Source organism: Bacillus sp. FSL W7-1582, assembly GCF_038593325.1.
Taxonomy (GTDB): Bacteria; Bacillota; Bacilli; order Bacillales; family Bacillaceae; genus Bacillus; species Bacillus altitudinis.
The window spans coordinates 1,858,587-1,880,941 of sequence record NZ_CP151987.1 but is presented as its reverse complement, the minus strand read 5'-3'; the positions used below and the strand labels follow the sequence as shown (position 1 = coordinate 1,880,941).

Here is a 22,355-nt window from a genome sequence, read left to right as displayed (position 1 = left end):
GATGACAGTTTCAATTGTAAAAGTTCATATTGGTACAATATCAGATTTCCCGTTGCAGCTAGGGAAAACAGTCGCAGCCGGTCCACTTGAATTAGCTGTTTTTCAAACCTCTAACAAGCAGTTCAAAGCCATTGAAAATCGCTGTCCTCATAAAGGCGGTGTACTAGCTGAAGGAATGGTGAGCGGAGATCATGTCTTCTGTCCAATGCATGATTGGAAAATCAACCTTTCATCAGGAAATGTTCAAGAACCAGATCATGGATGCGTGAAAACATATGAAGCATTGGTTGAGGGAGACGACGTCTTTATTTTACTGCCTTCATAAATGGTTTAGAACCTTCCTTTCCTGTACATGCTGTAAGTACATGCAGTGAGAAAGGAAGGTATATGTGTGCCATTTTTTAATATTTTGATTGAACTCTTTATCGGATTTTTCGCTTTATTTTCCATTACAAAGCTATTAGGGAAAACACAATTTGCACAAATCACGCCGTTTGATTTTATTTCTGCACTGATTTTAGGGGAGATGGTTGGTAACGCCATTTTTGATCCAGAAGTCAGCGTGCTACATATCCTTTTTGCAGTTGCAGTCTGGGGCGTTTTAATCTACACAGTTGAATGGCTTTCACAAAAATTCAAATCCATTCGCGCTTTTTTAGAGGGAAGACCGACTCTTGTGATTGATAAAGGAAAGATTCACTACAATCGATTAAAGAAAAATATGCTTGATTTAAATCAGCTGCAGACGCTGATTCGAGCGAAAGGGCATTTTGCTCTTAATGAAATTGAATTTGCCATTTTGGAAACGGATGGGTCTGTGAGTGTGCTTCCGAAAATGAAATATGCACCAGCTACAGCCGAAGATGTGAACGTGAAAGGAAAAGAAGTCACATTGCCTAGAACGTTTATTATCGACGGAGAGATTTTAAAAAAAGATTTAAAGGAAGCTGGATTTGATGAAGCGTGGCTGAGAGAGCAATTGAAAAAACAGCACATATCCTCCTATAAAGACGTCCTATTTTGTGAATGGATTGAAAATGAAGGAATTTATGCGATGAAATATGAAAAAACATCCACAACCTAACACAGTGGATGTTTTTTTGTGTTTTTTTGTTTTATAACTGAATAGGATCAAAAAGAATACGTCAATGAAAACGTTCACAATATAAGGGGGAGATGTGTGATGAAGTATGGAAAACGACTGCTGATGATGGTATTGGCCTTACTGCTTTTTGACTCAGCTTATGCGCAAGCAGCTGGACACAACCATCAAACAAACCGCGTGCTTATTGTCGACCAAAAAGGAAATGGGACATTTCGAACGGTTCAATCTGCCATTGATGCGATACCAGTGAACAATCAACAGCAAACGACGATATATATTAAAAATGGTGTGTATAAAGAAAAGATTCTCCTTCCGCAAAATAAGCCGTATGTGTCCTTTATTGGAGAAAATCAGTATCAGACGATTCTGACGTATGATGATACAAATGCAAGCAGCGGGAGCACAACCAATAGCTCTAGTACAATGATTCGGGCAAATCATTTTTACGCAGAAAATATCACGTTTCAAAATACAGCTGGTCGAAACGCAGGGCAGGCGGTTGCCCTTTATGTATCCGGGGACCGGGCTGTGTTTAAACACGTACGTGTTCTCGGTTATCAAGATACACTTTATGCCACAGGCACAGGGAGACAATATTATGAAGATTGCTATATCGAGGGCACGGTTGACTTCATCTTTGGTTCAGCAACGGCTGTATTTAAAAGAGCTGAAATAAAAAGTCTTGGAAATGGATATATTACAGCGGCATCCACAACAGAAGCGCAAAAGTATGGCTACGTTTTTATTGATTCCACGTTAAATAAAGGAACGTCTGCGTCTCAATCTGTGTACTTAGGCCGTCCGTGGAGACCTCATTCGGCTGTCACGTTCCTCCAAACAAAAATGGATGAACATATTAAAGCTGAGGGATGGCATAACTGGGAGAACAAAGACAACGAAAGAACGGCTAGATATCAAGAATATGGATCAACGGGCGCAGGGAGTCATGTGGCAAACCGGGTGAAGTGGTCAACGATATTAACAAAAAACGAAGCAAGTCAAATCACCGTTCAAGCCGTGCTTAGCGGAAGCGATGGCTGGAATCCTGAAAAAAGGTAAAAGAGGCTTGTCAGTTTTCGTCAAAGAAAGCTGACTTTTCTGTTTAAAAAACCTTTGAGAACAAACGTTCTTTTGTGTATAATGAACATAATCTGCTAAATTTGGCTGCTTTTCTAAAAAGGAGGGATTGCGTGAAACGTTTCTCACAGGTCATGTTTTTACAACTATGTATTTTGTCGATGTTATTTCTCCCTTTTTCAGTGAAAGATGAACAACTAACAGCTCATGATGATCAATCAAAATGGATCACTTCTTTAGACGAATTCATTCGAACAGCACCTGATTTAGAGGGCGCAATTGCTGGCATCAGCGTACGCGATACTTCTGACACTTCTCTTCTTTATGAACATCAAGCGGACATCCGTCTGACTCCTGCTTCTAATATGAAATTACTCACATCTGCTATCGCACTCGATCTACTGGGTGAAACACACACTTTTCCAACAGACGTTTGGATAGATGGTTCAATTCACAAAAAAACATTGCACGGCAATCTTTATCTCCGAGGCTCTGGAGACCCGACATTGTTAGAAAGCGATTTTGCCGCATTAGCCAAACAAGTCAAAAAGGCCGGAATACATACGATTCGTGGACAGCTTGCAGCTGATGATACTTGGTTTGATGACACAAGGTATTCCATCGATCTGCCGTGGAGTGATGAAGATCAATATTACGGCGCTCAAATATCTGCTCTTACTGCTTCACCGAATGAGGATTATGATGCAGGGACGATCATTCTCGAAGTTAAGCCGGGAAAGAAAGCAGGGCAGAAGGCCAGCTATGAGATGATCCCGAAGACTGACGTCGCTCAAGTTGTCAATCAAGTGAAAACTGTGCCAGAAGGCGGAAAGAAGAAAATATCTTTTAAACGCTCTCACGGTACAAACAAAATTACACTGACTGGAACGATTCCGCTAAAAGCATCCTCGTCTAAACAATGGGTCGCATTATGGGAACCGACAACGTATGCTTTAGACTTAATGAAACGAGCATTAAAGGCTGAGGGGATTCAGCTGAAAGGACCACTCAAAACAAAACAAGTTCCTAAAAAAGCGAAAAAAATCGCTTCCCATACATCAATGCCTTTATCCGATCTTCTTGTTCCGATGATGAAATTAAGCAACAATACACATGCAGAAATTCTGTTAAAAGAACTTGGGAAGCGGGTAAAGAACAAAGGGAGTTTTGACAAAGGGCTTGACGTGCTGAATGAACGTCTTCCTGCCTATGGCATAGATGCATCTATGACTGTGTTGAGAGACGGATCAGGCATATCACCGATTAACCTTGTTTCTGCAAATCAATTCACGTTATTTTTGACAAACATTCAAAAGGAAAAATGGTTTAACACCTATGTCCATGCACTTCCGTTAGCTGGGGCAAGTGAGCGTATGGTGGGAGGTACATTAAGAAATAGATTGAAAGAACCAGCTACACTAGAAAAAGTGCGTGCAAAAACAGGTACACTATCAACGGTCAGCACACTATCTGGATATATTGAAACGCAGAGTGGAAAAACGCTTGCTTTTTCCATCTTATTGAATCATCTCGTTGATGACGAAAAAGGAAAAGAGATAGAAGACCGAATTGTCAGCATGTTAGCTGAGGATCTTTAGACAGAGAAGGAGAACCATCATGACGTTAGATAATAATCAATCTTTAGTAAAAACCATGTCGATCTTTCTAATTCCACTTTTATTAAGCAATATTTTGCAATCAATTGGACAGCTTGTTTCCATTGTGCTTGTCGGTAGATGGATTGGAGAGGATGCAGTAGCTGCGATTTCGGCATTCTTTCCACTTTTCTTTTTACTTGTTTCTTTTTCCATTGGGATTGGATCAGGGAGCTCGATCCTGATTGGACAAGCATACGGAGCAAAAAATGAGCAGAGGTTAAAGGAAATTATCGGTACAACGCTTTCGTTCACCTTTTTAATCGGACTTTCTTTAGCTGTCATTGGAGGTTTTTTTGCCACAGATATTTTACATTTGATGGGGACACCTGCAAATATTGTGGAGGAAAGTGCGGCATATGCCAGAATCCTATTCATCTCCATGCCCATCTTATTTCTTTATTTTGTCTATACAACTTTTTTACGAGGAACAGGAGATTCGAAAACTCCATTTTATTTCTTAATGATTAGTACAGGAACAAATATTTTACTGCTACCGATCTTATTATTCGGCTGGCTTGGTTTACCGGCATTTGGTTTATATGGTGCTGCGTATTCTTCTGTGATTTCTACAATCGTTACGTTTATCATTCTTCATATCTACCTTTATAAAACAAAGCACCCGCTGCGCATTGATGCGTCGGTTAGAAAGCATCTATTGATGAAAGGGGATTTATTAAAAACGCTATTAAAGTTAAGTATCCCTTCTAGTATTAATATGATTCTCATTTCTTTATCAGAAATTGCTGTCATTTCTTTTGTCAACGATTATGGATCACAGGCGACCGCAGCTTATGGCGTTGTTAACCAAGTCGTAAGTTATGTACAGATGCCCGCAGTGAGCCTTGGTATTGCTGTTTCTATCTTCGCCGCACAATTCATTGGCGCAGGAAACATGAATCGTTTGAAAGATGTCATTAAAATTGGGCTGGGGCTAAACTTTGCGATAGGCGGATTGATTATTATTTTCGTCTATATTTTCGCACCACAAATTTTATCTATCTTTTTAACAGATCCTGCAACGATTGACATTGCATATAGTTTGGTCGTGATTACCCTATGGAGCTATCTCATTTTTGGAACGGCGCAAATCGTTGCAGCCACAATGAGAGCAAGTGGCACAGTTCTATGGCCGACCATCTTTAGTATTTGTTCCATTTGGCTTGTTGAAGTACCAGTGGCTTATGTGCTATCACACCATACATCGCTTGGGATCAAAGGAATCTGGATAGGATATCCTGCTGCCTTTTTTGTAAACTTATTGCTCCAATACGGCTATTATCGACTGGTATGGAAGAAAAAGCAGATCGTTGCACTTGTCCAATCATAATGTGAGCCTATCATCTGGCATATACATACGAAGATCGATTACTTTGTAGGGGGTCTGATCTTCTATGTTTTTAAATCAAAGAAGTGAGCTCAGTTCGTATGATATCGGTGACTTCACTTATGCCGGACCAGATTTTCAAGTCTTGACGTGGGGAGAAGGAACAACGCTGAATGTAGGGAAGTTTTGTTCCATCGCAAACGAAGTAAAAGTTTTTCTTGGTGGTGAACACCGAACAGATTGGGTCACCACATATCCCTTCAATCAAATTTTCACAGATGCTGCCCATATTGAAGGACATCCACGATCAAAAGGGGATGTGTGTATAGGGCACGATGTTTGGATTGGATATGGAGCAACAATCATGTCAGGAGTACAGATAGGAAACGGGGCAGTCATTGGAGCAAATAGTCTGATTACAAAAGATGTGCCTCCATATGCGATTGTCGCAGGGAACCCGCAGCGGCTCATGAAATATCGGTTTTCTTCGGATATCATTGAAAAACTTCAGTTATTAGAATGGTGGAATTTAGAGTTTTCGTTCATACAGTCTATTTTTCACCTCTTGCAATCTCCTGATATTGACCGTTGTATAAGCGTAATTGAAGATAGAAAAAAGAAAGGCTGACAGAGCCTTTCTTTTTTTCTATCTTCGTTTCACTTAGCTGAGTCTGATGATGGTAAGTGATGCACCGGTTGCACCACCACCTATTAGAATGGCTGTTACAACCGCTCCGAAAAATTGTAATGAAATTGTATTTCCTGCTGTTAAATTGACAATAACTGTATTGCTCATAAAAGTTGTGGATACGGCAGAGGACTGAATTGAACCTGGAATAGCAGTTGATCCATTCAACCATAGCCTTGTGCTCACTAAAAGTGCAGTAGTGGTATTTACTTGATATGTGATATAGTATTTACCTGTTTGCTGGACTGTGAATGTATCATTTGAACCATTCGGCGTAAATCCATTAATATTTTGATTACTTGGTAAAGCAATGTTCGTACCACCAGCAATAGTAATGATTGTAGGACCTGTTGTATTTCCAGCATAAAGTGCCGTATCAGTTGGACCGCTAGCTCCAGTGGCACCAGTGATTCCAGTAGCTCCAGTTGGACCGGTGCCTCCAGTGGCACCAGTGATTCCAGTAGCTCCAGTTGGACCGGTGCCTCCAGTGGCACCAGTGATTCCGGTAGCTCCAGTTGGACCGGTGCCTCCAGTGGCACCAGTGATTCCGGTAGCTCCAGTTGGACCGGTGCCTCCAGTGGCACCAGTGATTCCGGTAGCTCCAGTTGGACCGGTGCCTCCAGTGGCACCAGTGATTCCGGTAGCTCCAGTTGGACCGGTGCCTCCAGTGGCACCAGTGATTCCAGTAGCTCCAGTTGGACCGGTGCCTCCAGTGGCACCAGTGATTCCAGTAGCTCCAGTTGGGCCGGTGTCTCCAGTGGCACCAGTGATTCCGGTAGCTCCAGTAGCTCCAGTTGGACCGGTGCCTCCAGTGGCACCAGTGATTCCGGTAGCTCCAGTTGGACCGGTGCCTCCAGTGGCACCAGTGATTCCGGTAGCTCCAGTTGGACCGGTGCCTCCAGTGGCACCAGTGATTCCAGTAGCTCCAGTTGGACCGGTGCCTCCAGTGGCACCAGTGATTCCAGTAGCTCCAGTTGGGCCGGTGTCTCCAGTGGCACCAGTGATTCCGGTAGCTCCAGTAGCTCCAGTTGGACCGGTGCCTCCAGTGGCACCAGTGATTCCGGTAGCTCCAGTTGGACCGGTGCCTCCAGTGGCACCAGTGATTCCGGTAGCTCCAGTTGGACCGGTGCCTCCAGTGGCACCAGTGATTCCGGTATCACCAGTAACTCCAGTCGCACCAGTAGGCCCGGTATCACCAGTTACACCAGTCGCACCGGTAGGTCCGGTATTACCAGTTGCACCAGTCGCACCGGTTGGACCAGTAGGTCCGGTATCACCAGTTACACCAGTCGCACCAGTAGGCCCAGTATCACCAGTTACACCAGTGGCTCCGGTAGGCCCGGTATCACCAGTTACACCAGTAGCACCTGTTGGACCAGTATCACCAGTAACTCCAGTCACACCAGTAGGTCCGGTATCACCAGTTACACCAGTGGCACCAGTAGGCCCGGTATCTCCAGTAACTCCAGTAACTCCGGTGGCACCAGTGGCACCAGTAGGTCCAGTATCTCCAGTTACACCAGTCGCACCGGTAGGCCCGGTATCACCAGTTACACCAGTAGCACCTGTTGGACCAGTATCACCAGTAACTCCAGTCACACCAGTAGGGCCGGTATCACCAGTTACACCAGTGGCACCGGTAGGTCCAGTATCTCCAGTATCACCGGTTGGACCAGTAGGTCCGGTATCACTGGTAGGCCCAGTATCTCCAGTTACACCAGTGGCACCAGTAGGTCCGGTATCTCCAGTTACACCAGTGGCTCCGGTAGGCCCAGTAACTCCAGTAGCACCGGTAGGCCCAGTAGGTCCGGTATTTCCAGTGGATCCAGTTACACCAGTGGCTCCGGTAGGCCCAGTATCTCCAGTAGCACCGGTAGGCCCAGTAGGTCCGGTATTTCCAGTGGATCCAGTAACTCCGGTGGCTCCGGTAGGCCCAGTATCACCAGTAACTCCAGTCGCACCAGTAGGCCCGGTATCACCAGTTACACCAGTAGCACCGGTAGGTCCGGTATTACCAGTTGCACCAGTAGCACCGGTTGGACCAGTAGGTCCGGTATCACCAGTTACACCAGTGGCACCAGTAGGTCCGGTATCACCAGTTACTCCAGTGGCTCCCGTAGGGCCAGTATCACCAGTAACTCCAGTCGCACCGGTAGGTCCGGTATCTCCAGTTACACCAGTGGCTCCGGTAGGGCCAGTATCTCCAGTGGATCCAGTAACTCCGGTGGCACCGGTTGGCCCAGTATCACCAGTAACTCCAGTCGCACCAGTAGGCCCGGTATCACCAGTTACACCAGTAGCACCGGTAGGTCCGGTATCTCCAGTTACTCCAGTATCTCCAGTTGATCCTGCTGCAGCCAGTAATGTGTAGTCTGGGGAAGTATCTGGTGTACCTGTCGGTGGTGCAGTATTTACTACATACGTACTGCCATTAAAGGTCACTACTTGCCCTACCGGGTAAGTAGGACTTACTACCGGATCAAACGCTTCAATTCCTGTTAATCCTACACCGGTAGGCCCAGTATCTCCAGTTACACCAGTGGCACCAGTAGGCCCAGTATCACCAGTTACACCAGTGGCTCCGGTAGGGCCAGTATCTCCAGTAACTCCAGTCGCACCTGTTGGACCAGTAGGTCCGGTATCACCAGTTACACCAGTGGCACCAGTAGGCCCAGTATCACCAGTTACACCAGTGGCTCCCGTAGGGCCAGTATCTCCAGTAACTCCAGTAGCACCTGTTGGACCAGTAGGTCCGGTATCACCAGTTACACCAGTGGCACCAGTAGGCCCGGTATCTCCAGTAGCTCCAGTAACTCCAGTAACTCCGGTGGCACCAGTAGGCCCGGTATCTCCAGTTACACCAGTCGCACCAGTAACTCCGGTGGCACCAGTAGGCCCGGTATCTCCAGTTACACCAGTAGCACCTGTTGGACCAGTATCACCAGTAACTCCAGTCACACCAGTAGGTCCGGTATCACCAGTTACACCAGTGGCACCAGTAGGCCCGGTATCTCCAGTAACTCCAGTAACTCCGGTGGCACCAGTGGCACCAGTAGGTCCAGTATCTCCAGTTACACCAGTCGCACCGGTAGGCCCGGTATCACCAGTTACACCAGTAGCACCTGTTGGACCAGTATCACCAGTAACTCCAGTCACACCAGTAGGGCCGGTATCACCAGTTACACCAGTGGCACCGGTAGGTCCAGTATCTCCAGTATCACCGGTTGGACCAGTAGGTCCGGTATCACTGGTAGGCCCAGTATCTCCAGTTACACCAGTGGCACCAGTAGGTCCGGTATCTCCAGTTACACCAGTGGCTCCGGTAGGCCCAGTAACTCCAGTAGCACCGGTAGGCCCAGTAGGTCCGGTATTTCCAGTGGATCCAGTTACACCAGTGGCTCCGGTAGGCCCAGTATCTCCAGTAGCACCGGTAGGCCCAGTAGGTCCGGTATTTCCAGTGGATCCAGTAACTCCGGTGGCTCCGGTAGGCCCAGTATCACCAGTAACTCCAGTCGCACCAGTAGGCCCGGTATCACCAGTTACACCAGTAGCACCGGTAGGTCCGGTATTACCAGTTGCACCAGTAGCACCGGTTGGACCAGTAGGTCCGGTATCACCAGTTACACCAGTGGCACCAGTAGGTCCGGTATCACCAGTTACTCCAGTGGCTCCCGTAGGGCCAGTATCACCAGTAACTCCAGTCGCACCGGTAGGTCCGGTATCTCCAGTTACACCAGTGGCTCCGGTAGGGCCAGTATCTCCAGTGGATCCAGTAACTCCGGTGGCACCGGTTGGCCCAGTATCACCAGTAACTCCAGTCGCACCAGTAGGCCCGGTATCACCAGTTACACCAGTAGCACCGGTAGGTCCGGTATCTCCAGTTACTCCAGTATCTCCAGTTGATCCTGCTGCAGCCAGTAATGTGTAGTCTGGGGAAGTATCTGGTGTACCTGTCGGTGGTGCAGTATTTACTACATACGTACTGCCATTAAAGGTCACTACTTGCCCTACCGGGTAAGTAGGACTTACTACCGGATCAAACGCTTCAATTCCTGTTAATCCTACACCGGTAGGGCCAGTATCTCCAGTTACTCCAGTGGCACCAGTAGGCCCAGTATCTCCAGTTACTCCAGTGGCACCCGTAGGCCCAGTATCTCCAGTTACACCAGTGGCTCCGGTAGGCCCAGTATCACCAGTTACACCAGTGGCACCAGTAGGCCCAGTATCACCAGTTACACCAGTGGCACCAGTAGGCCCGGTATCTCCAGTTACACCAGTATCACCTGTTGGACCAGTATCACCAGTAACTCCAGTCACACCAGTAGGCCCGGTATCACCAGTTACACCAGTAGCACCGGTAGGTCCGGTATCACCAGTCGCACCGGTTGGACCAGTATCTCCAGTGGCTCCAGTATCACCGATTGGACCAGTAGCTCCAGTAACTCCGGTTGGACCAGTAACACCAGTAGAACCTCTTTTTACAATCTTATTATTTGCTTTTTTTCGTCCTTTTGCTTTAGCACAAGTGCTGTGATGTTTAACAACTTTTTTCTTTTTACATTCTCGTTTAAGAAGAGGGCAATCATCAAATGTAAGTCTATCGTGACGAGATTTTCTGTAATGAGGTTGCCAATCATGATTTTTTCCGCAAAAGGGACATTTGTTATCGTACTGGTTATACAAATTCCCCATCTCCTAAAAGTTAATATTTTATTCTATGTGGAAATTTAAAAAGCGGAATTGAGCTTAATGATATTTTTTAGTTCGAAGTTCATCGAATCAAATCATTTAAAAGTTAAATCGTTTTATGTTATGGTGTTGAAAGAATGAAACTAGTATGATTTTTGAAAGAAATGGGGCAGCATGTATGAGTCAATCAGTTTTACAACACACAGCATATTCCGTGTTAAATTTATCCTCTGTAACAGAGGGGGGCACAATTAAAGAATCATTTGAGCATAGTATGGATTTAGCAAAAAAAGCTGAGAAGTGGGGCTACCATAGATATTGGCTTGCGGAGCATCATAATATGGAAGGGGTTGCGAGTTCAGCAACATCCGTCTTGATTGGACATATTGCTGGAGGGACTGAAAAGATCCGGGTTGGTTCTGGGGGGATTATGCTTCCAAACCATTCTTCACTCGTCATTGCAGAACAATTTGGAACACTGGAGACTCTGTATCCAGGGAGAATTGATTTAGGTCTTGGCAGGGCACCAGGAACAGATCAGTTAACGGCAAGGGCACTTAGACGTAATCTTCATAATGGTGAGGATTTCCCTGAGCAGCTTGAAGAACTTCGGCAATATTTCAAACCGACTGGTCAGGTCAAAAAACATGTAAGAGCCGTTCCGGGAGAAGGATTGGATATACCAATTTGGCTTCTTGGTTCAAGTGGTTTTAGTGCAAGGCTTGCAGGAGAACTGGGACTGCCATTTGCCTTTGCGGCACATTTCTCCCCTAAAAATACCATTCCTGCTTTAGAATTATACAGACAGTCATTTCAACCTTCAGATGTGTTAAAAGAACCTTATGCGATGGTTGGTGTGACGGTTTTTGCTGCTGATCAAACAGAGCGGGCTGAATATTTGGCGACGTCTCATTATCAGCGCTTCTTGAGCCTCATTCGCAATACACCAGGAAAACTCAAAGCCCCTGTTGAAAGTATGGATGGGCTATGGAGTCCATATGAGAAGGCGATGGTGGACGAACAATTAAGTTCGACGATGATCGGGGATAAACAAAAGGTGAAAAAAGAGTTAGAAGCCTTTATTGAGGCGACTCAAGCAGATGAAGTCATGATTAATTCTGATATGTTTGACCATCAAGAAAGAATGCGTTCTTATGAAATCATTGCAGAGATATTTCAAGAGGAACAAGAAAAATAAGAATAAAAAAAGAACTGCCAAGAGCAGTTCTTTTTTATTTATGCTTTAGTAAACACGCGAAATGGTTGTCCAACTGGCAGTACTGTACGACCAAAATGTGTATTCAGCACAACAGCTGCAGAACCATAAAATGAAAGAAGAGAAATAATCAATTCTGCAATACCAGCCATCGTATGAGTCACATCGTACATCACACCAAACGAGCTTAGGGACAGGCCAATGAATAAGAAATCAATAAAGACGAAAATCAAAAACAATACTTTATGTGTTTCCATTGCACCGATCGTCATAAATAAGCTGAAAATCAAATAACCAATAAAAGCAAAACCTAGTTGTTTTGGGTCCGCAGCTCCCGCAAGCGTTTTCCCAAAAACGCCAGCTTGAATGAGCCAAGTGGTTCCAACACCCATCCAAAAAAGACCGAATGCGCCGAAGGCAGTGGCTCCAAAAATATTATGATGCTTTGAATCTTGTATGGACGCGATCAGCTGCGCGATTCCTCCAAGGAAGATAGCCCAAGGTAAAATAAGAGATGTGCCATCTGTGATTCCTAGTTTTTGTGAAGACGCAACAAGCGTCACCATTGCTAAACCAAACAAACCAAGTGGTGTTGGGTCAGCGATTGATAATCGAATTGCTTGAACATTCTGTTTTTCCATAATGACCTCCTACAATTTGCACTTACAAAAGATACTCGAATTCGATAGAAACGTCAAGCTCTTTTTTAGTAGACACTTGCAACGTCTTCCAAATAAATCTATATTTAATACAATACATCATACATGTGATAGAAAAAGAGGGATGAGAATGAGTAAAGGCTTAGCTGGAAAGACCATTGCCATATGCGGAACAAGAAAAACAGAAGAAATGCGTACACTTGTTGGAAAGCAAGGAGGACAAGCTGTTATTCGTTCTCTTCAGGGCACTGTATTTTTAGCCAAAGAGGAATTGAAGCCAGGCATAGAAACCTTTGTAAAGAAGGGAGCTGACTGGGTCATTTTAACAACGGGTATCGGCACAGACACATTAATTGAAAGTGCAGAAGAGCTCCAGCTTGGAGAAGCATTTATGAACATTTTATCAAGTGCCCATATCGCTTCAAGAGGATACAAAACGTTTGCGGCTCTAAAAAAACACGGCATTCAGCCAGATGTTTCTGATGAAGATGGAACCGTTCGTGACCTCATTTCAAAGTTAGAAGACAAAGAACTTCAAGGTAAACGGGTCATGGTACAGCTTCACGGCGAAAATGCACCAGCTCTCATTGATTTTTTACATCACAAGGGAGCAGACGTTTTGCAGCTCATGCCATATCAGCACACGCCCCCTGAACCAGAGGCGGCGGACACTTTGCTTCAAGAAATGAAAGAAGGGAAGGTCCATGCCGTTTGTTTTACAACCGCTGTTCAGGTTCATGCCTTTTTCAAACTAGCAGAAGAATGGGGCAAAAAAGAAGAACTGCAACATCTATTCGAGCAGCATGTATTAGCTGTAGCTGTTGGAAAAGTCACAGCTGAAGCATTAAAAGAAGAGGGGATAAGCCGAATTCTAGCCCCTTCACTTGAAAGAATGGGTGCAATGATTATGGAATTATCTCAATATATGAAAAAACAATCGACGCACGCATAGAAAAAACGCCTTTCACATGACGAGTGAAAGGCGTTTTTGTTAGATTGTCCGTTTTCGATTTGTGCGAATTTTTTTCAAAACGAAATACAGTACGATGAGAACGATGGCAATGACCATAATTGGTGTTGTATACGTGTGAGCGACACTTTGAATGTGGTCCCATTTTGTCCCAAGCTGCATTCCAAGATAAATAAATAGGATGGACCAAGGGATGGCGGCTAATCCGGTCAAAAGAACAAATTTCAGAAATGGCATCTTTGCAATACCAGCTGGAATTGAGATCGCGTGGCGCACGACTGGGATAAAACGAGCTGTAAATACGACACCCGTTCCATATCGGTCAAACCAGCGTTCTGCCGTGGCAATATGATGCTCATGGATGAATAAATACTTCCCATACTTTGTTAAAAAAGGTCTTCCGCCGTAAAGGCCGATCCAGTAAATAAAGCACTGGGCAAGTGTTCCTCCAATCACCCCAGCGATGACGGCTCCAACAAATCCAATGCTTCCTGTTGACACCATATATCCGCCGTAGGCAAGTACAATTTCACTCGGGATAATTTCAATCATCAGTCCAAGTGCAACACCTGCGTAACCAAGGCTTGTCAGCCAGGTTAAAATTTCATTAAACAAGGTTCCCATTCATTTCACTCTGCCTTTAAATACGAATTTTCTTCAAGCATCCTTATAAGAGCCTATGCTTGTTTTGCTTCTCTCATGAGTATGCTTTGCATATATGCTAGCATGGCTGTCCGCATATCATGACGCATCAATCCAATTTCAGCCGCTGCCTTAAATGAGCCCAGCTTATCACCAACGTCAAATCTCATCCCATCTAATTGTTTTGCATAAATGGGTGATTCATGTGCAATGATTTTCAGCGCATCTGTCAGTTGGATTTCGTTCCCGGCACCTCTCTCAATTCCTTGTAGAATAGGAAAAATCGATGGTGTTAACAGATACCTGCCCATCACGGCTAAATCGGAAGGAGCTTCATGAATAGCTGGCTTTTCCACTAAGTCTGTGACTTCAAACACTTGACCGTCTACTCTAGCTGGTCTTATCATACCATACTTACTGACATCTAGACGATCCACTTGCTGGACGCCAATGACCTCTCTTTGTTTGTCTTCAAAGACTTCCATGAGCTGAGAGAGTGCAGGTCTTTCTGACACCATGACATCATCACCTAAAAGGACCGCAAAAGGATCATTGCCAGTAAAATGACGTGCACATAATACCGCATGTCCAAGACCTAACGGCTCCTTTTGACGAATATAATGAATATTGGCCATATCCGCAATATGTTTGATTTCAGCTAACTGTTCATTTTTCCCTTTTTCAAGCAACGTGTGTTCTAGCTCAATCGAACGGTCAAAGTGATCTTCGATCGATTTTTTATTTCTTCCTGTGATAATTAGTATATCTTCAATGCCTGATTGAACAGCCTCCTCAACTATGTATTGAATGGCGGGTTTGTCGATAATCGGCAGCATTTCCTTTGGCTGTGCTTTCGTTGCGGGTAAAAAACGTGTGCCTAATCCGGCTGCTGGTATAACGGCTTTTTTGATATTCATTGAATCATCGCTCCATTTCTGATGGTTTATTTTCTGATGGAAACACCCATAGGCGGCTTCCAATAAAAGTGATCATCATGCCAAGAAGGGTACCAATCGCTTTACTAATGAATAATGAGAAGCCTGCTTGCTGCATGACATATAAGACAACATAGGTGAGGAGACACGCGACGCCGTTGACTGTGGCCCACTTGATCCATTCCCACCTATCCGCTTTCTTTTTTACTTGGAACGTCCATTTTCGATTCCAAACATAACTGTTCAGCATTCCTGCTGTATAGGACAGGCACTGTGCAAGAAAAGAGGGAACAAAGCAAGCAGTGAAAAAAAAGAAGAACAGAAAGTCAATCATCGTATTGCTTGCGCCTATAGTTAAAAATGTGACATAGGTCCGAATATTTTTCTTTGTCATGCGAAGGATCATCACCTCCTAGTGTTTGAGTGGGTGTATGAATACTGTACAAAAGCGAGTTGACGAATCAGTGAAGAAAAGATGAAAAAAACATGAACAAGCGATATCTGTTTTTTCACCAGCTCGTGATATAATTTGTAAGATGAAACGAACGGTGGTGCACATGCATGTATTTAACAATTGGAGAAACAGCTGAATACTTAGAAGTATCTGAAGCATATGTTGAAAAATTAATTCAGCAAAAAAAGATTCGTTACGTATTTGACGGGGAATCGTATCTCATTTATCAAGGGCAGTTTCAAACCCATATGAAACAGCTAGAACAATATAAAGAGCTCATTCAAGACATCTTAAATGAACCAATCCCTGAGGACCCGGACGTAAAAGATGAAGATTAAAAAAGACTGTACGAGAAGGGAGAACCTTTTCATACAGTCTTTTTTATTGGCTGACACCCGTTTGGACAATGTTCATATGACAATTCACTTGGACATCTGTATCAGGGTAGATTTTTTGCCATTTCTCCGGTGTCATGGCTTTATCTTTAGAGCGATATCTCAAACCAAGTCCAAGTGGATCAATTTTTTGCTTTTTAAAGGATTGAACAAGGTCTCTTCCTTGCTGGGCCACACGCTTCTCCACTTCTTTTTCAACATGCTGCAAGATAGAAGGCGTATCGATTTTTTTTGATTTCATGAATTCTTTTAACTCACCTTTCAGCTTGATATCAATGGTGATATGAGGCTTTTTTGAAAGGTTTTCAGTTGGTTTAATGTGATAAGACACATGTGATTTGATATTTTCAATGACGACATGGGTTTTCTTTTTGTCATTAAATCGAAACTCATAAATCCCATTTTTATGATTTTCAATCATCGCTTTAAACGTAAACGTATCTTCCCCTGGAATATGCCCAACCATTTTTTCTTGATCAAAAAGAGCGACACCTGACACTTTAATAGAGTTGCTTGTATTTTTAATGTAAGGGAGGTAGGCATCCACGCCTTTTGCCATCATCTGATTCATAAAAATATGCTGATTGGTCACAGGTTGATTGCCATTTCGCATGTTTTGGGCCAGCAAATCTGAAAGATATACACCGATATTTAAGTTGGTTTGATTCATCTTTGTATACAACAAATCTTCAACTTCTCCGCCTACTATGGCAAATACTTGACGGGACCCAATGATCGGATCACGATAAATGTAATTCATCAAATCAATCATACCCACTTCTTTCGCCAGCTTTTCACTTATTAAAATCACGAGTACTTGTCCCATGACAACGGGGAAAGGCGATTTTTCCGACACAAGAAACTGAATATTACTAATGGTATTTGACTTAGCACTTACAATTTGATAGCTTCCTTGTTCTTCGCTTTTAAAAACAGGGAAAACAAAGAAGCCCTTCATTTCTCCATCTTCCAATAAGTCAAATCCCGCCGCCTGCGAGATACTTAATTCATCTAAGAGACGAGGCTGTGCACAGCTCGTTAAGAAAAGACTCAATAACATGAGACATATCAGAATAGAATGTTTCATGTTCGTTTTTTCACCCACCTTTTTTTCAGCAGCAGCCCAATGATCATACATCCAATCAATCCATAGATGAGGATGTATCCGCTATATTCCACCCATTTATTAAATGTCTCAAATGAGGTAGCTCTGATAAAAAATGAAAACATGACGAGAATGAGAAGGCTGAGAACTATTAACGTGGTGCGCTGGCTCGTGTGAAACACTTGTTTTGCCATTCTGCTGGCTGCCCATAATGGAATAGCGATATTCGGAACGATAAGCAAAAGCCATAGCGACACTTCAATAAATTCAAAGCGCTGGATAAACGGAAGTTTGACAATGCTGGTTAATGTCAATGTCGGCCATTTCGTTAGTTCGAGCTGAGCACTTGAGTAGTACGCTATAGAGACGAGAAATACAAGCAAATTCAGGCATGTCGTTAGCAACACTCCCATATGTGCAAATTTTTGCGACGTTTGTGCTTTTTTAATAAAGGGATAATAGACAAGCAATGTTCCAAAACCAAACATGGATAAAGAGGCATCTTTGACCCCCATCATGAGTTGTGAAAATGAATGATCAAACATTGGGAACATAAACCGGATGTGACTATATTTCATGACATAAAAGCAGATAAAGGTCATCCAGTACGTTAGAACAATGCTAAAGAATGCCCAGCCAGCGATTGTTCTAAATCCGCCTGTGTGAATGTAATAGACGAGGATGAGCAGCACTGATGCAAATAAAAGACCAGGAATTTCTTTAAACAGCCAAACATGGATCACATCCATATAATGAACAAGCACAATCAAAGACAATGAAGAAAAATACAAAATGTAGAGAATGTTGATGAATTGTCCAAGCCATTTACCAAACACAGATTGCGTAATGTCACTAAATTCGTCAGTAGGTGCTTTTTTAAACAAAAAGTAAATGAGGAAGATCATCAAATTGACGCTTGCACCAGCAATTAAAATGGCGATCCACCCATCATTATTAATCGTCCGGACAAGATTCGTCTGGAAATTTAAAATACCAACACCTACTTGATTGGCATTGATCAGAAAAAACACAAAAAAAGGGGACACTTGAAATTTTTCTTTCACAGAAGAAGAGCTCATGCCTTCACTTCCTTATTCATAAAAATCATTTTTCCCCTTACGGCCTTGCTTTGGCTTTTGGCGGTGTATCGTTTCATTTTGCGGGCGTAAATTTTCTGGACGTTTTTTCAAAAAGCGGAGTTGGGGCCGAATCAAACTACCTTTTAAATCGGCCAATCGAAGTGGAAAGATTGGCTCTAAGTAAGGCTGGCCTATAGACGTTAATTTCATTAAATGTGTAAGAAGAAAAGCCCCCATTAGCGAAATCCCTAGCGCTCCCCACACTTGTGCAGCAAAAAGGAATGGGAAACGTAAGAGACGAATGGTTGTCCCCATTTTATATATAGGGGTGACAAAAGAGGCAAGAGCTGATAATGCGACAATAATGAGCAGGATATTACTTGTTAATCCCGCTGCAACCGCAGCCTGTCCGATCACAATACCTCCAACTATCCCGAGCGTCTGTCCGACTTTTGCAGGAAGGCGAGACCCGGCTTCCCTAAGTAGCTCAATCGATATCTCTAAAAATAATGCTTCAATAATAGGCGGAAAGGGCACGAGATAACGTGATGCTACGATCGTTTCTAATAAATCCTTGGGAATCAGTTCATAGTGAAACGTTAAAACAGCTACATACAAAGGGGTTGCAAAAATAGAAAATATCACTGCAAAAATGCGTAACAGCCGAAAGGAGGATGCTGCGATCCAAGACATGTTATAGTCTTCCATTGTAGAAAAATACTCGAGTAAAATTGTAGGTGCAAGCAGGGTATGAGGCGAACCGTCAACCATAATGGCTATTTTTCCTTCCGTTAAACCTGAGGAAACCCTGTCTGGTCGTTCTGTATTTAAAAACAATGGAAAGATTGTATTGGACACATCATAAAGCATTTGCGCAAGATAATTAGAATCTAGAATTTGGTCATAGTCAACATCTTGAATCCGCTGAAGAACGGTTTCAATGTTTTGCGGGTTGGCGATATCCTCTATGTATACAACGGCTACTTTCGTTAGAGAAAGGGTACCGACTGTGTGTTCAACTACTTTAAGGTCAGGAGTGGGCAGCCTGCGCCTAATCAAGTTTAAGTTTGTGTCCAGCCCTTCCACAAATGCTTCCTGCGCACTAATGATTCCGAATTCAATCTCAGGCGGGCCCACTTGTCTGCCTTTCTTTTCTTCAATCGGCAAGAGAAGCGTATTGCCCCAATCTGTCTCAATCCGAAAAGCAATACTGCCTCGATGAAGAGCTTCTTCCACTTTTTGAAGGTCCTTCGTAATCACAGCTTGTTCAATTGGGATGTGTTCTTTCAACTCTTCAAGGGTGGGTGTTAGATGCAATTGTTGAATAAAAGGCAAGATTTGTTCATGAAGGAGATTGCCATTAATTAAAGATCGAAAAAAAGAAATTCTGTAAAGAAAACCTCCGGAACTTGATAATTCATTGATAAAATCAGAAGAGCGCGATAATGCTTCAAATACTGAATTCGGGTCTTTCTGTTTTGATTTGTTTTTCTTCAGCACTTGAACCATCTCCTTCCGCGATTTGCCTCTATTATCCAACCGATCTTCTGAAGATATGCATAAAAAAAGCGTTCAGCTTCATGAACTGGACGCTTTTTTTCCATATTGAACGGCTTCTAGTAAAAAGTCTGCCAGATGAATCGCTCTCATGCTAGGCATATGTCCTGCCTTTTTGACGCCAGCTGCCATTTGTAATTGACAACCTGGATTCGACGTCACAATGGCAGCTGCAGCTGTGTTGCTCGCTTCAGTCATTTTATGATCTAAAATTTGCATCGACATGTCTGGCTGCAAGATATTGTAGATTCCTGCAGAACCGCAGCAGCGGCCGGCATCTTTCATTTCTTTAAACGTTACCCCTTGAATGGCTTTCATGAGCACCCTCGGCGCCTGTAGTACATTCATTCCATTTCGTAAATGACAGGAGTCTTGATAGGTGATCACTTGCGCTGGCAGAGCCAGTGGCACGTGGCGGTGAAATTCCAGCTCTACAAGGATGCTTGAAATATCGGTTATTTTCTGTGAGAAGGCTTTACTTCGTTTTTGAAAATCTGGGTCATCCTGAAGCAAATGACCGTAATCACTTAAAAAGGCGCCGCAGCCGCCCGCGTTCATGACAATCGCATCGGCATCTGTTTCCTCGAATGCTTCAATATTCCGCTTGGCTAACTGTTTTGCTTGGTCTTTTTCTCCGCTATGACCATGTAACGCGCCGCAGCACGTTTGTATAGGAGGAACGATCACATCGCAGCCTGCCAGCTGTAAGAGATGAATGGTCGCTTTGTTTGTGTTTGAGAAAACTGTATCCATTAAACAGCCAGTAAAAAACGCCACCCGTTTTTTTGCCTGACCAATGGCTTTATATTCATTCAAACGTTTTTTCTTTTTCTTTTGAGGCGGCACCTTTGGAAGTGCCTGTTCCATCAACTGTAAATGGGAGGGAAGCACCTTCAGTATGCGAGTCTTCCTGGCGGCTGTTTGCAGACCAGATGTTTGATAAAATCGAAGAAAACTAGCAGCTTGTCGCATACGACTTTGTGACGGAAAGAGACCTTTAAACACAACACGTCTCATCAATTTGACGGGAAACGATTGTTTTTTATGTTGTTGAATAATGTCTCTTGCATCTTCTAGCAGCTGTCCATACTTGACGCCAGAAGGGCAGACTGGTTCACATGCACGGCAGCCAAGACAAAGATTAAGGGAATGTTCAACATCTTCATCTGGCTCAATGACGCCATCTCTTACAGCTTTCATTAACGCAATTCGGCCCCGAGGGGAGTGCGTTTCTTGTTGTCCAGATTCAATATAAGTAGGGCAGGAAGGGAGGCAGAATCCGCAGCGCATGCAATTAAGCAGCTCCTTTTCATCCATTTGCTCCTGAAACTGCTGCTGGATCTCTTTTTGCTTAGAAGAAGAACTCATGAGACCACCACTCGCTTTCTTGAGGCTTTTCCAAACACTTTATCTGGGTTCATGATATGTGCAGGGTCAAGTGCCTGTTTAATCGCCTTCATTGCAGCGATTCCTTCTTTTTTGACCTTCAGCTCCAAATAGGGCGCTTTCATGAGGCCCACGCCATGTTCGCCTGTAATCGTGCCGCCAAGGGCAACGGCTTTTTCAAAAATGGCCTGAAAAGCAGCTTCTACCCGTTTCATTTCTTCTTCATTTCTTGCATCTGTCGCACAAGTGGGGTGTAAGTTGCCATCACCGGCATGACCAAACGTACAAATGTTCACCTCGTACTTTCGTGCAATGTCTTCGATTGCACGAACCATATTGGCAATTTCAGACCGGGGAACGGTAGCATCTTCTAAAATCGTTGTAGGACTTAATCGAGCGAGGGCAGATAAAGCAGAGCGTCTCGCTGTTAAGAGTGCACTTGCCTCTTCTTCTGAATGTGCAATCTTGACGCTTGTAGCTCCGTGCTGCTCACAGACTTCTGCGATTTTTTGGATATCACGAGCAACAGCTTCAGGGTTGCCGTCCTGTTCAATTAATAACACAGCTTGAACGTCGGTGGGCAGGCCGATGTTTGCAAAATCTTCAACGACTTCAAGGGTCGGCTGATCCATAAATTCTAATGTAGCAGGGATGATACGCTCGGCAATGATGGCCGATACAGAAGTCGCAGCTTCTTCAAGGCTTTCGTATAAACAAAGCATTGTTTGTTTCGTTTCTGGAAGCGGCAGGAGCTTTAGCACCGCTTCTGTGACAATCCCGAGTGTTCCTTCTGAACCAACGAACAATCGAGTCATATCATATCCAGCAACATCTTTTGCAAGCTTTCCGCCTGTTTTGATGATGTCACCATTTGGCAAAACCACTTCAAGCCCAAGGACATAATCCCTTGTCACTCCATACTTTAATCCCCGCAGTCCCCCTGAATTTTCGTTAATATTGCCGCCTAATGTGGAAATTTTCATAGAGCTTGGGTCTGGCGGGTAGAAGAGACCTTTTTCCTCTACTTGATGAATCAATTCCTGCGTAATTAAACCAGGCTGCACCGTTGCGGTTAAATTTTCTTCGTCTATTTCTAATAATTGATTCATTCTAGTAAAGAGAATTACCAATCCGCCCTGAGTAGGGCATGTTCCTGCGCACAGATTCGTCCCTGAGCCTCTTGGGACGATCGGCACCTTGTAAGAGGCGCACAGTTTCACAATTTGCTGCACTTCTTCAGCCGTGTGAGGCCGCACGATCGCATCTGGCATCTGTTGAAAATTTGGTGTCGCATCATAAGAGTAGGCAAGACGATCCGCCTTGCTGTCTTGGACATAGGGCGCACCGACAATCTCTTTTAATTGATTTGAAAATTCTGAATCTAGCATATACAATCACTCCCGCTCATTTAACGTC

General features: G+C 43.9%; 19 protein-coding genes. 9 read left to right on the top strand and 10 right to left on the bottom strand.

What is annotated here, in order from left to right; all coding sequences use genetic code 11:
- Window position 1 precedes the first annotated feature (1 nt).
- The 6 genes from nirD to NSQ11_RS09545 all read left to right on the top strand — a co-directional run bounded on the left by nirD (window position 2) and on the right by NSQ11_RS09545 (window position 5,792).
- On the top strand, window positions 2-325 hold the full coding sequence (nirD, locus tag NSQ11_RS09570) for a nitrite reductase small subunit NirD (protein ID WP_008346593.1): 324 nt from the start codon (window positions 2-4) through the stop codon (window positions 323-325).
- A gap of 66 nt (window positions 326-391) precedes the next feature.
- A complete protein-coding gene (locus NSQ11_RS09565) occupies window positions 392-1,084 on the top strand; it encodes a DUF421 domain-containing protein (protein WP_008346595.1) in 693 nt (230 codons plus the stop codon).
- A 99-nt stretch (window positions 1,085-1,183) separates the two neighbouring features.
- On the top strand, window positions 1,184-2,164 hold the full coding sequence (locus tag NSQ11_RS09560) for a pectinesterase family protein (RefSeq protein WP_008346597.1): 981 nt from the start codon (window positions 1,184-1,186) through the stop codon (window positions 2,162-2,164).
- Window positions 2,165-2,295: 131 nt separating this feature from the next.
- On the top strand, window positions 2,296-3,780 hold the full coding sequence (dacB, locus tag NSQ11_RS09555; RefSeq protein WP_008346599.1) for a D-alanyl-D-alanine carboxypeptidase/D-alanyl-D-alanine-endopeptidase: 1,485 nt from the start codon (window positions 2,296-2,298) through the stop codon (window positions 3,778-3,780).
- Between the two features lie 19 nt (window positions 3,781-3,799).
- Window positions 3,800-5,167 (top strand): MATE family efflux transporter, encoded by a 1,368-nt coding sequence (locus tag NSQ11_RS09550; protein ID WP_035703202.1) that lies wholly within the window; start codon window positions 3,800-3,802, stop codon window positions 5,165-5,167.
- A gap of 64 nt (window positions 5,168-5,231) precedes the next feature.
- Window positions 5,232-5,792 (top strand): CatB-related O-acetyltransferase, encoded by a 561-nt coding sequence (locus NSQ11_RS09545; protein ID WP_017358859.1) that lies wholly within the window; start codon window positions 5,232-5,234, stop codon window positions 5,790-5,792.
- 33 nt (window positions 5,793-5,825) lie between these two features.
- Here NSQ11_RS09545 and NSQ11_RS09540 read toward each other — a convergent pair whose 3' ends face one another.
- The gene (locus NSQ11_RS09540) at window positions 5,826-10,544 is read right to left on the bottom strand and encodes a hypothetical protein (protein ID WP_342501090.1); all 4,719 of its coding nucleotides are present in this window, start codon (window positions 10,542-10,544) and stop codon (window positions 5,826-5,828) included.
- Window positions 10,545-10,719: 175 nt separating this feature from the next.
- On the opposite strand from NSQ11_RS09540, the gene NSQ11_RS09535 reads away from it, so the two are divergent.
- Window positions 10,720-11,739 (top strand): LLM class flavin-dependent oxidoreductase, encoded by a 1,020-nt coding sequence (locus tag NSQ11_RS09535; RefSeq protein ID WP_035704454.1) that lies wholly within the window; start codon window positions 10,720-10,722, stop codon window positions 11,737-11,739.
- 38 nt (window positions 11,740-11,777) lie between these two features.
- Here NSQ11_RS09535 and NSQ11_RS09530 read toward each other — a convergent pair whose 3' ends face one another.
- Entirely contained in the window at window positions 11,778-12,398 is a 621-nt protein-coding gene (locus tag NSQ11_RS09530; RefSeq protein WP_007499188.1) for a GPR1/FUN34/YaaH family transporter, read from the bottom strand.
- Window positions 12,399-12,546: 148 nt separating this feature from the next.
- Here NSQ11_RS09530 and NSQ11_RS09525 point away from each other — a divergent pair, with 148 nt between their 5' ends.
- Entirely contained in the window at window positions 12,547-13,368 is an 822-nt protein-coding gene (locus NSQ11_RS09525) for a uroporphyrinogen-III synthase (protein ID WP_048002644.1), read from the top strand.
- Window positions 13,369-13,407: 39 nt separating this feature from the next.
- Here NSQ11_RS09525 and NSQ11_RS09520 read toward each other — a convergent pair whose 3' ends face one another.
- Genes NSQ11_RS09520 through NSQ11_RS09510 form a run of 3 tightly spaced genes read right to left on the bottom strand, consistent with a single transcriptional unit; the run spans window position 13,408 to window position 15,369 of the window.
- Window positions 13,408-14,010 carry a DedA family protein gene (locus NSQ11_RS09520; protein ID WP_007499192.1) on the bottom strand — a complete coding sequence of 201 codons (603 nt, stop codon included), beginning with the start codon at window positions 14,008-14,010 and terminating at the stop codon, window positions 13,408-13,410.
- A 53-nt stretch (window positions 14,011-14,063) separates the two neighbouring features.
- Entirely contained in the window at window positions 14,064-14,945 is an 882-nt protein-coding gene (gene galU, locus NSQ11_RS09515; protein ID WP_017359504.1) for a UTP--glucose-1-phosphate uridylyltransferase GalU, read from the bottom strand.
- Between the two features lie 4 nt (window positions 14,946-14,949).
- A complete protein-coding gene (locus NSQ11_RS09510; protein ID WP_241511938.1) occupies window positions 14,950-15,369 on the bottom strand; it encodes a GtrA family protein in 420 nt (139 codons plus the stop codon).
- A 155-nt stretch (window positions 15,370-15,524) separates the two neighbouring features.
- On the opposite strand from NSQ11_RS09510, the gene NSQ11_RS09505 reads away from it, so the two are divergent.
- On the top strand, window positions 15,525-15,755 hold the full coding sequence (locus NSQ11_RS09505; protein WP_008346618.1) for an excisionase family DNA-binding protein: 231 nt from the start codon (window positions 15,525-15,527) through the stop codon (window positions 15,753-15,755).
- Between the two features lie 43 nt (window positions 15,756-15,798).
- Here the strand turns inward: NSQ11_RS09505 and NSQ11_RS09500 are convergent, their stop codons facing one another.
- From NSQ11_RS09500 to glcD, 5 genes are all read right to left on the bottom strand, one after another.
- A complete protein-coding gene (locus NSQ11_RS09500; protein ID WP_241511937.1) occupies window positions 15,799-16,899 on the bottom strand; it encodes a Ger(x)C family spore germination protein in 1,101 nt (366 codons plus the stop codon).
- Window positions 16,896-17,996 (bottom strand): GerAB/ArcD/ProY family transporter, encoded by a 1,101-nt coding sequence (locus NSQ11_RS09495; RefSeq protein WP_025207468.1) that lies wholly within the window; start codon window positions 17,994-17,996, stop codon window positions 16,896-16,898. Before NSQ11_RS09495 ends, NSQ11_RS09500 begins: the two co-directional genes overlap by 4 nt.
- 12 nt (window positions 17,997-18,008) lie before the next feature.
- Entirely contained in the window at window positions 18,009-19,496 is a 1,488-nt protein-coding gene (locus tag NSQ11_RS09490) for a spore germination protein (protein WP_342501355.1), read from the bottom strand.
- Between the two features lie 78 nt (window positions 19,497-19,574).
- Window positions 19,575-20,921, bottom strand: coding sequence for a (Fe-S)-binding protein (locus NSQ11_RS09485; protein ID WP_342501354.1), 1,347 nt, complete (start codon window positions 20,919-20,921; stop codon window positions 19,575-19,577).
- Window positions 20,918-22,327, bottom strand: a complete 1,410-nt coding sequence (gene glcD / locus NSQ11_RS09480; RefSeq protein ID WP_008346628.1) for a glycolate oxidase subunit GlcD — start codon at window positions 22,325-22,327, stop codon at window positions 20,918-20,920. Before glcD ends, NSQ11_RS09485 begins: the two co-directional genes overlap by 4 nt.
- Window positions 22,328-22,355 lie beyond the last annotated feature (28 nt).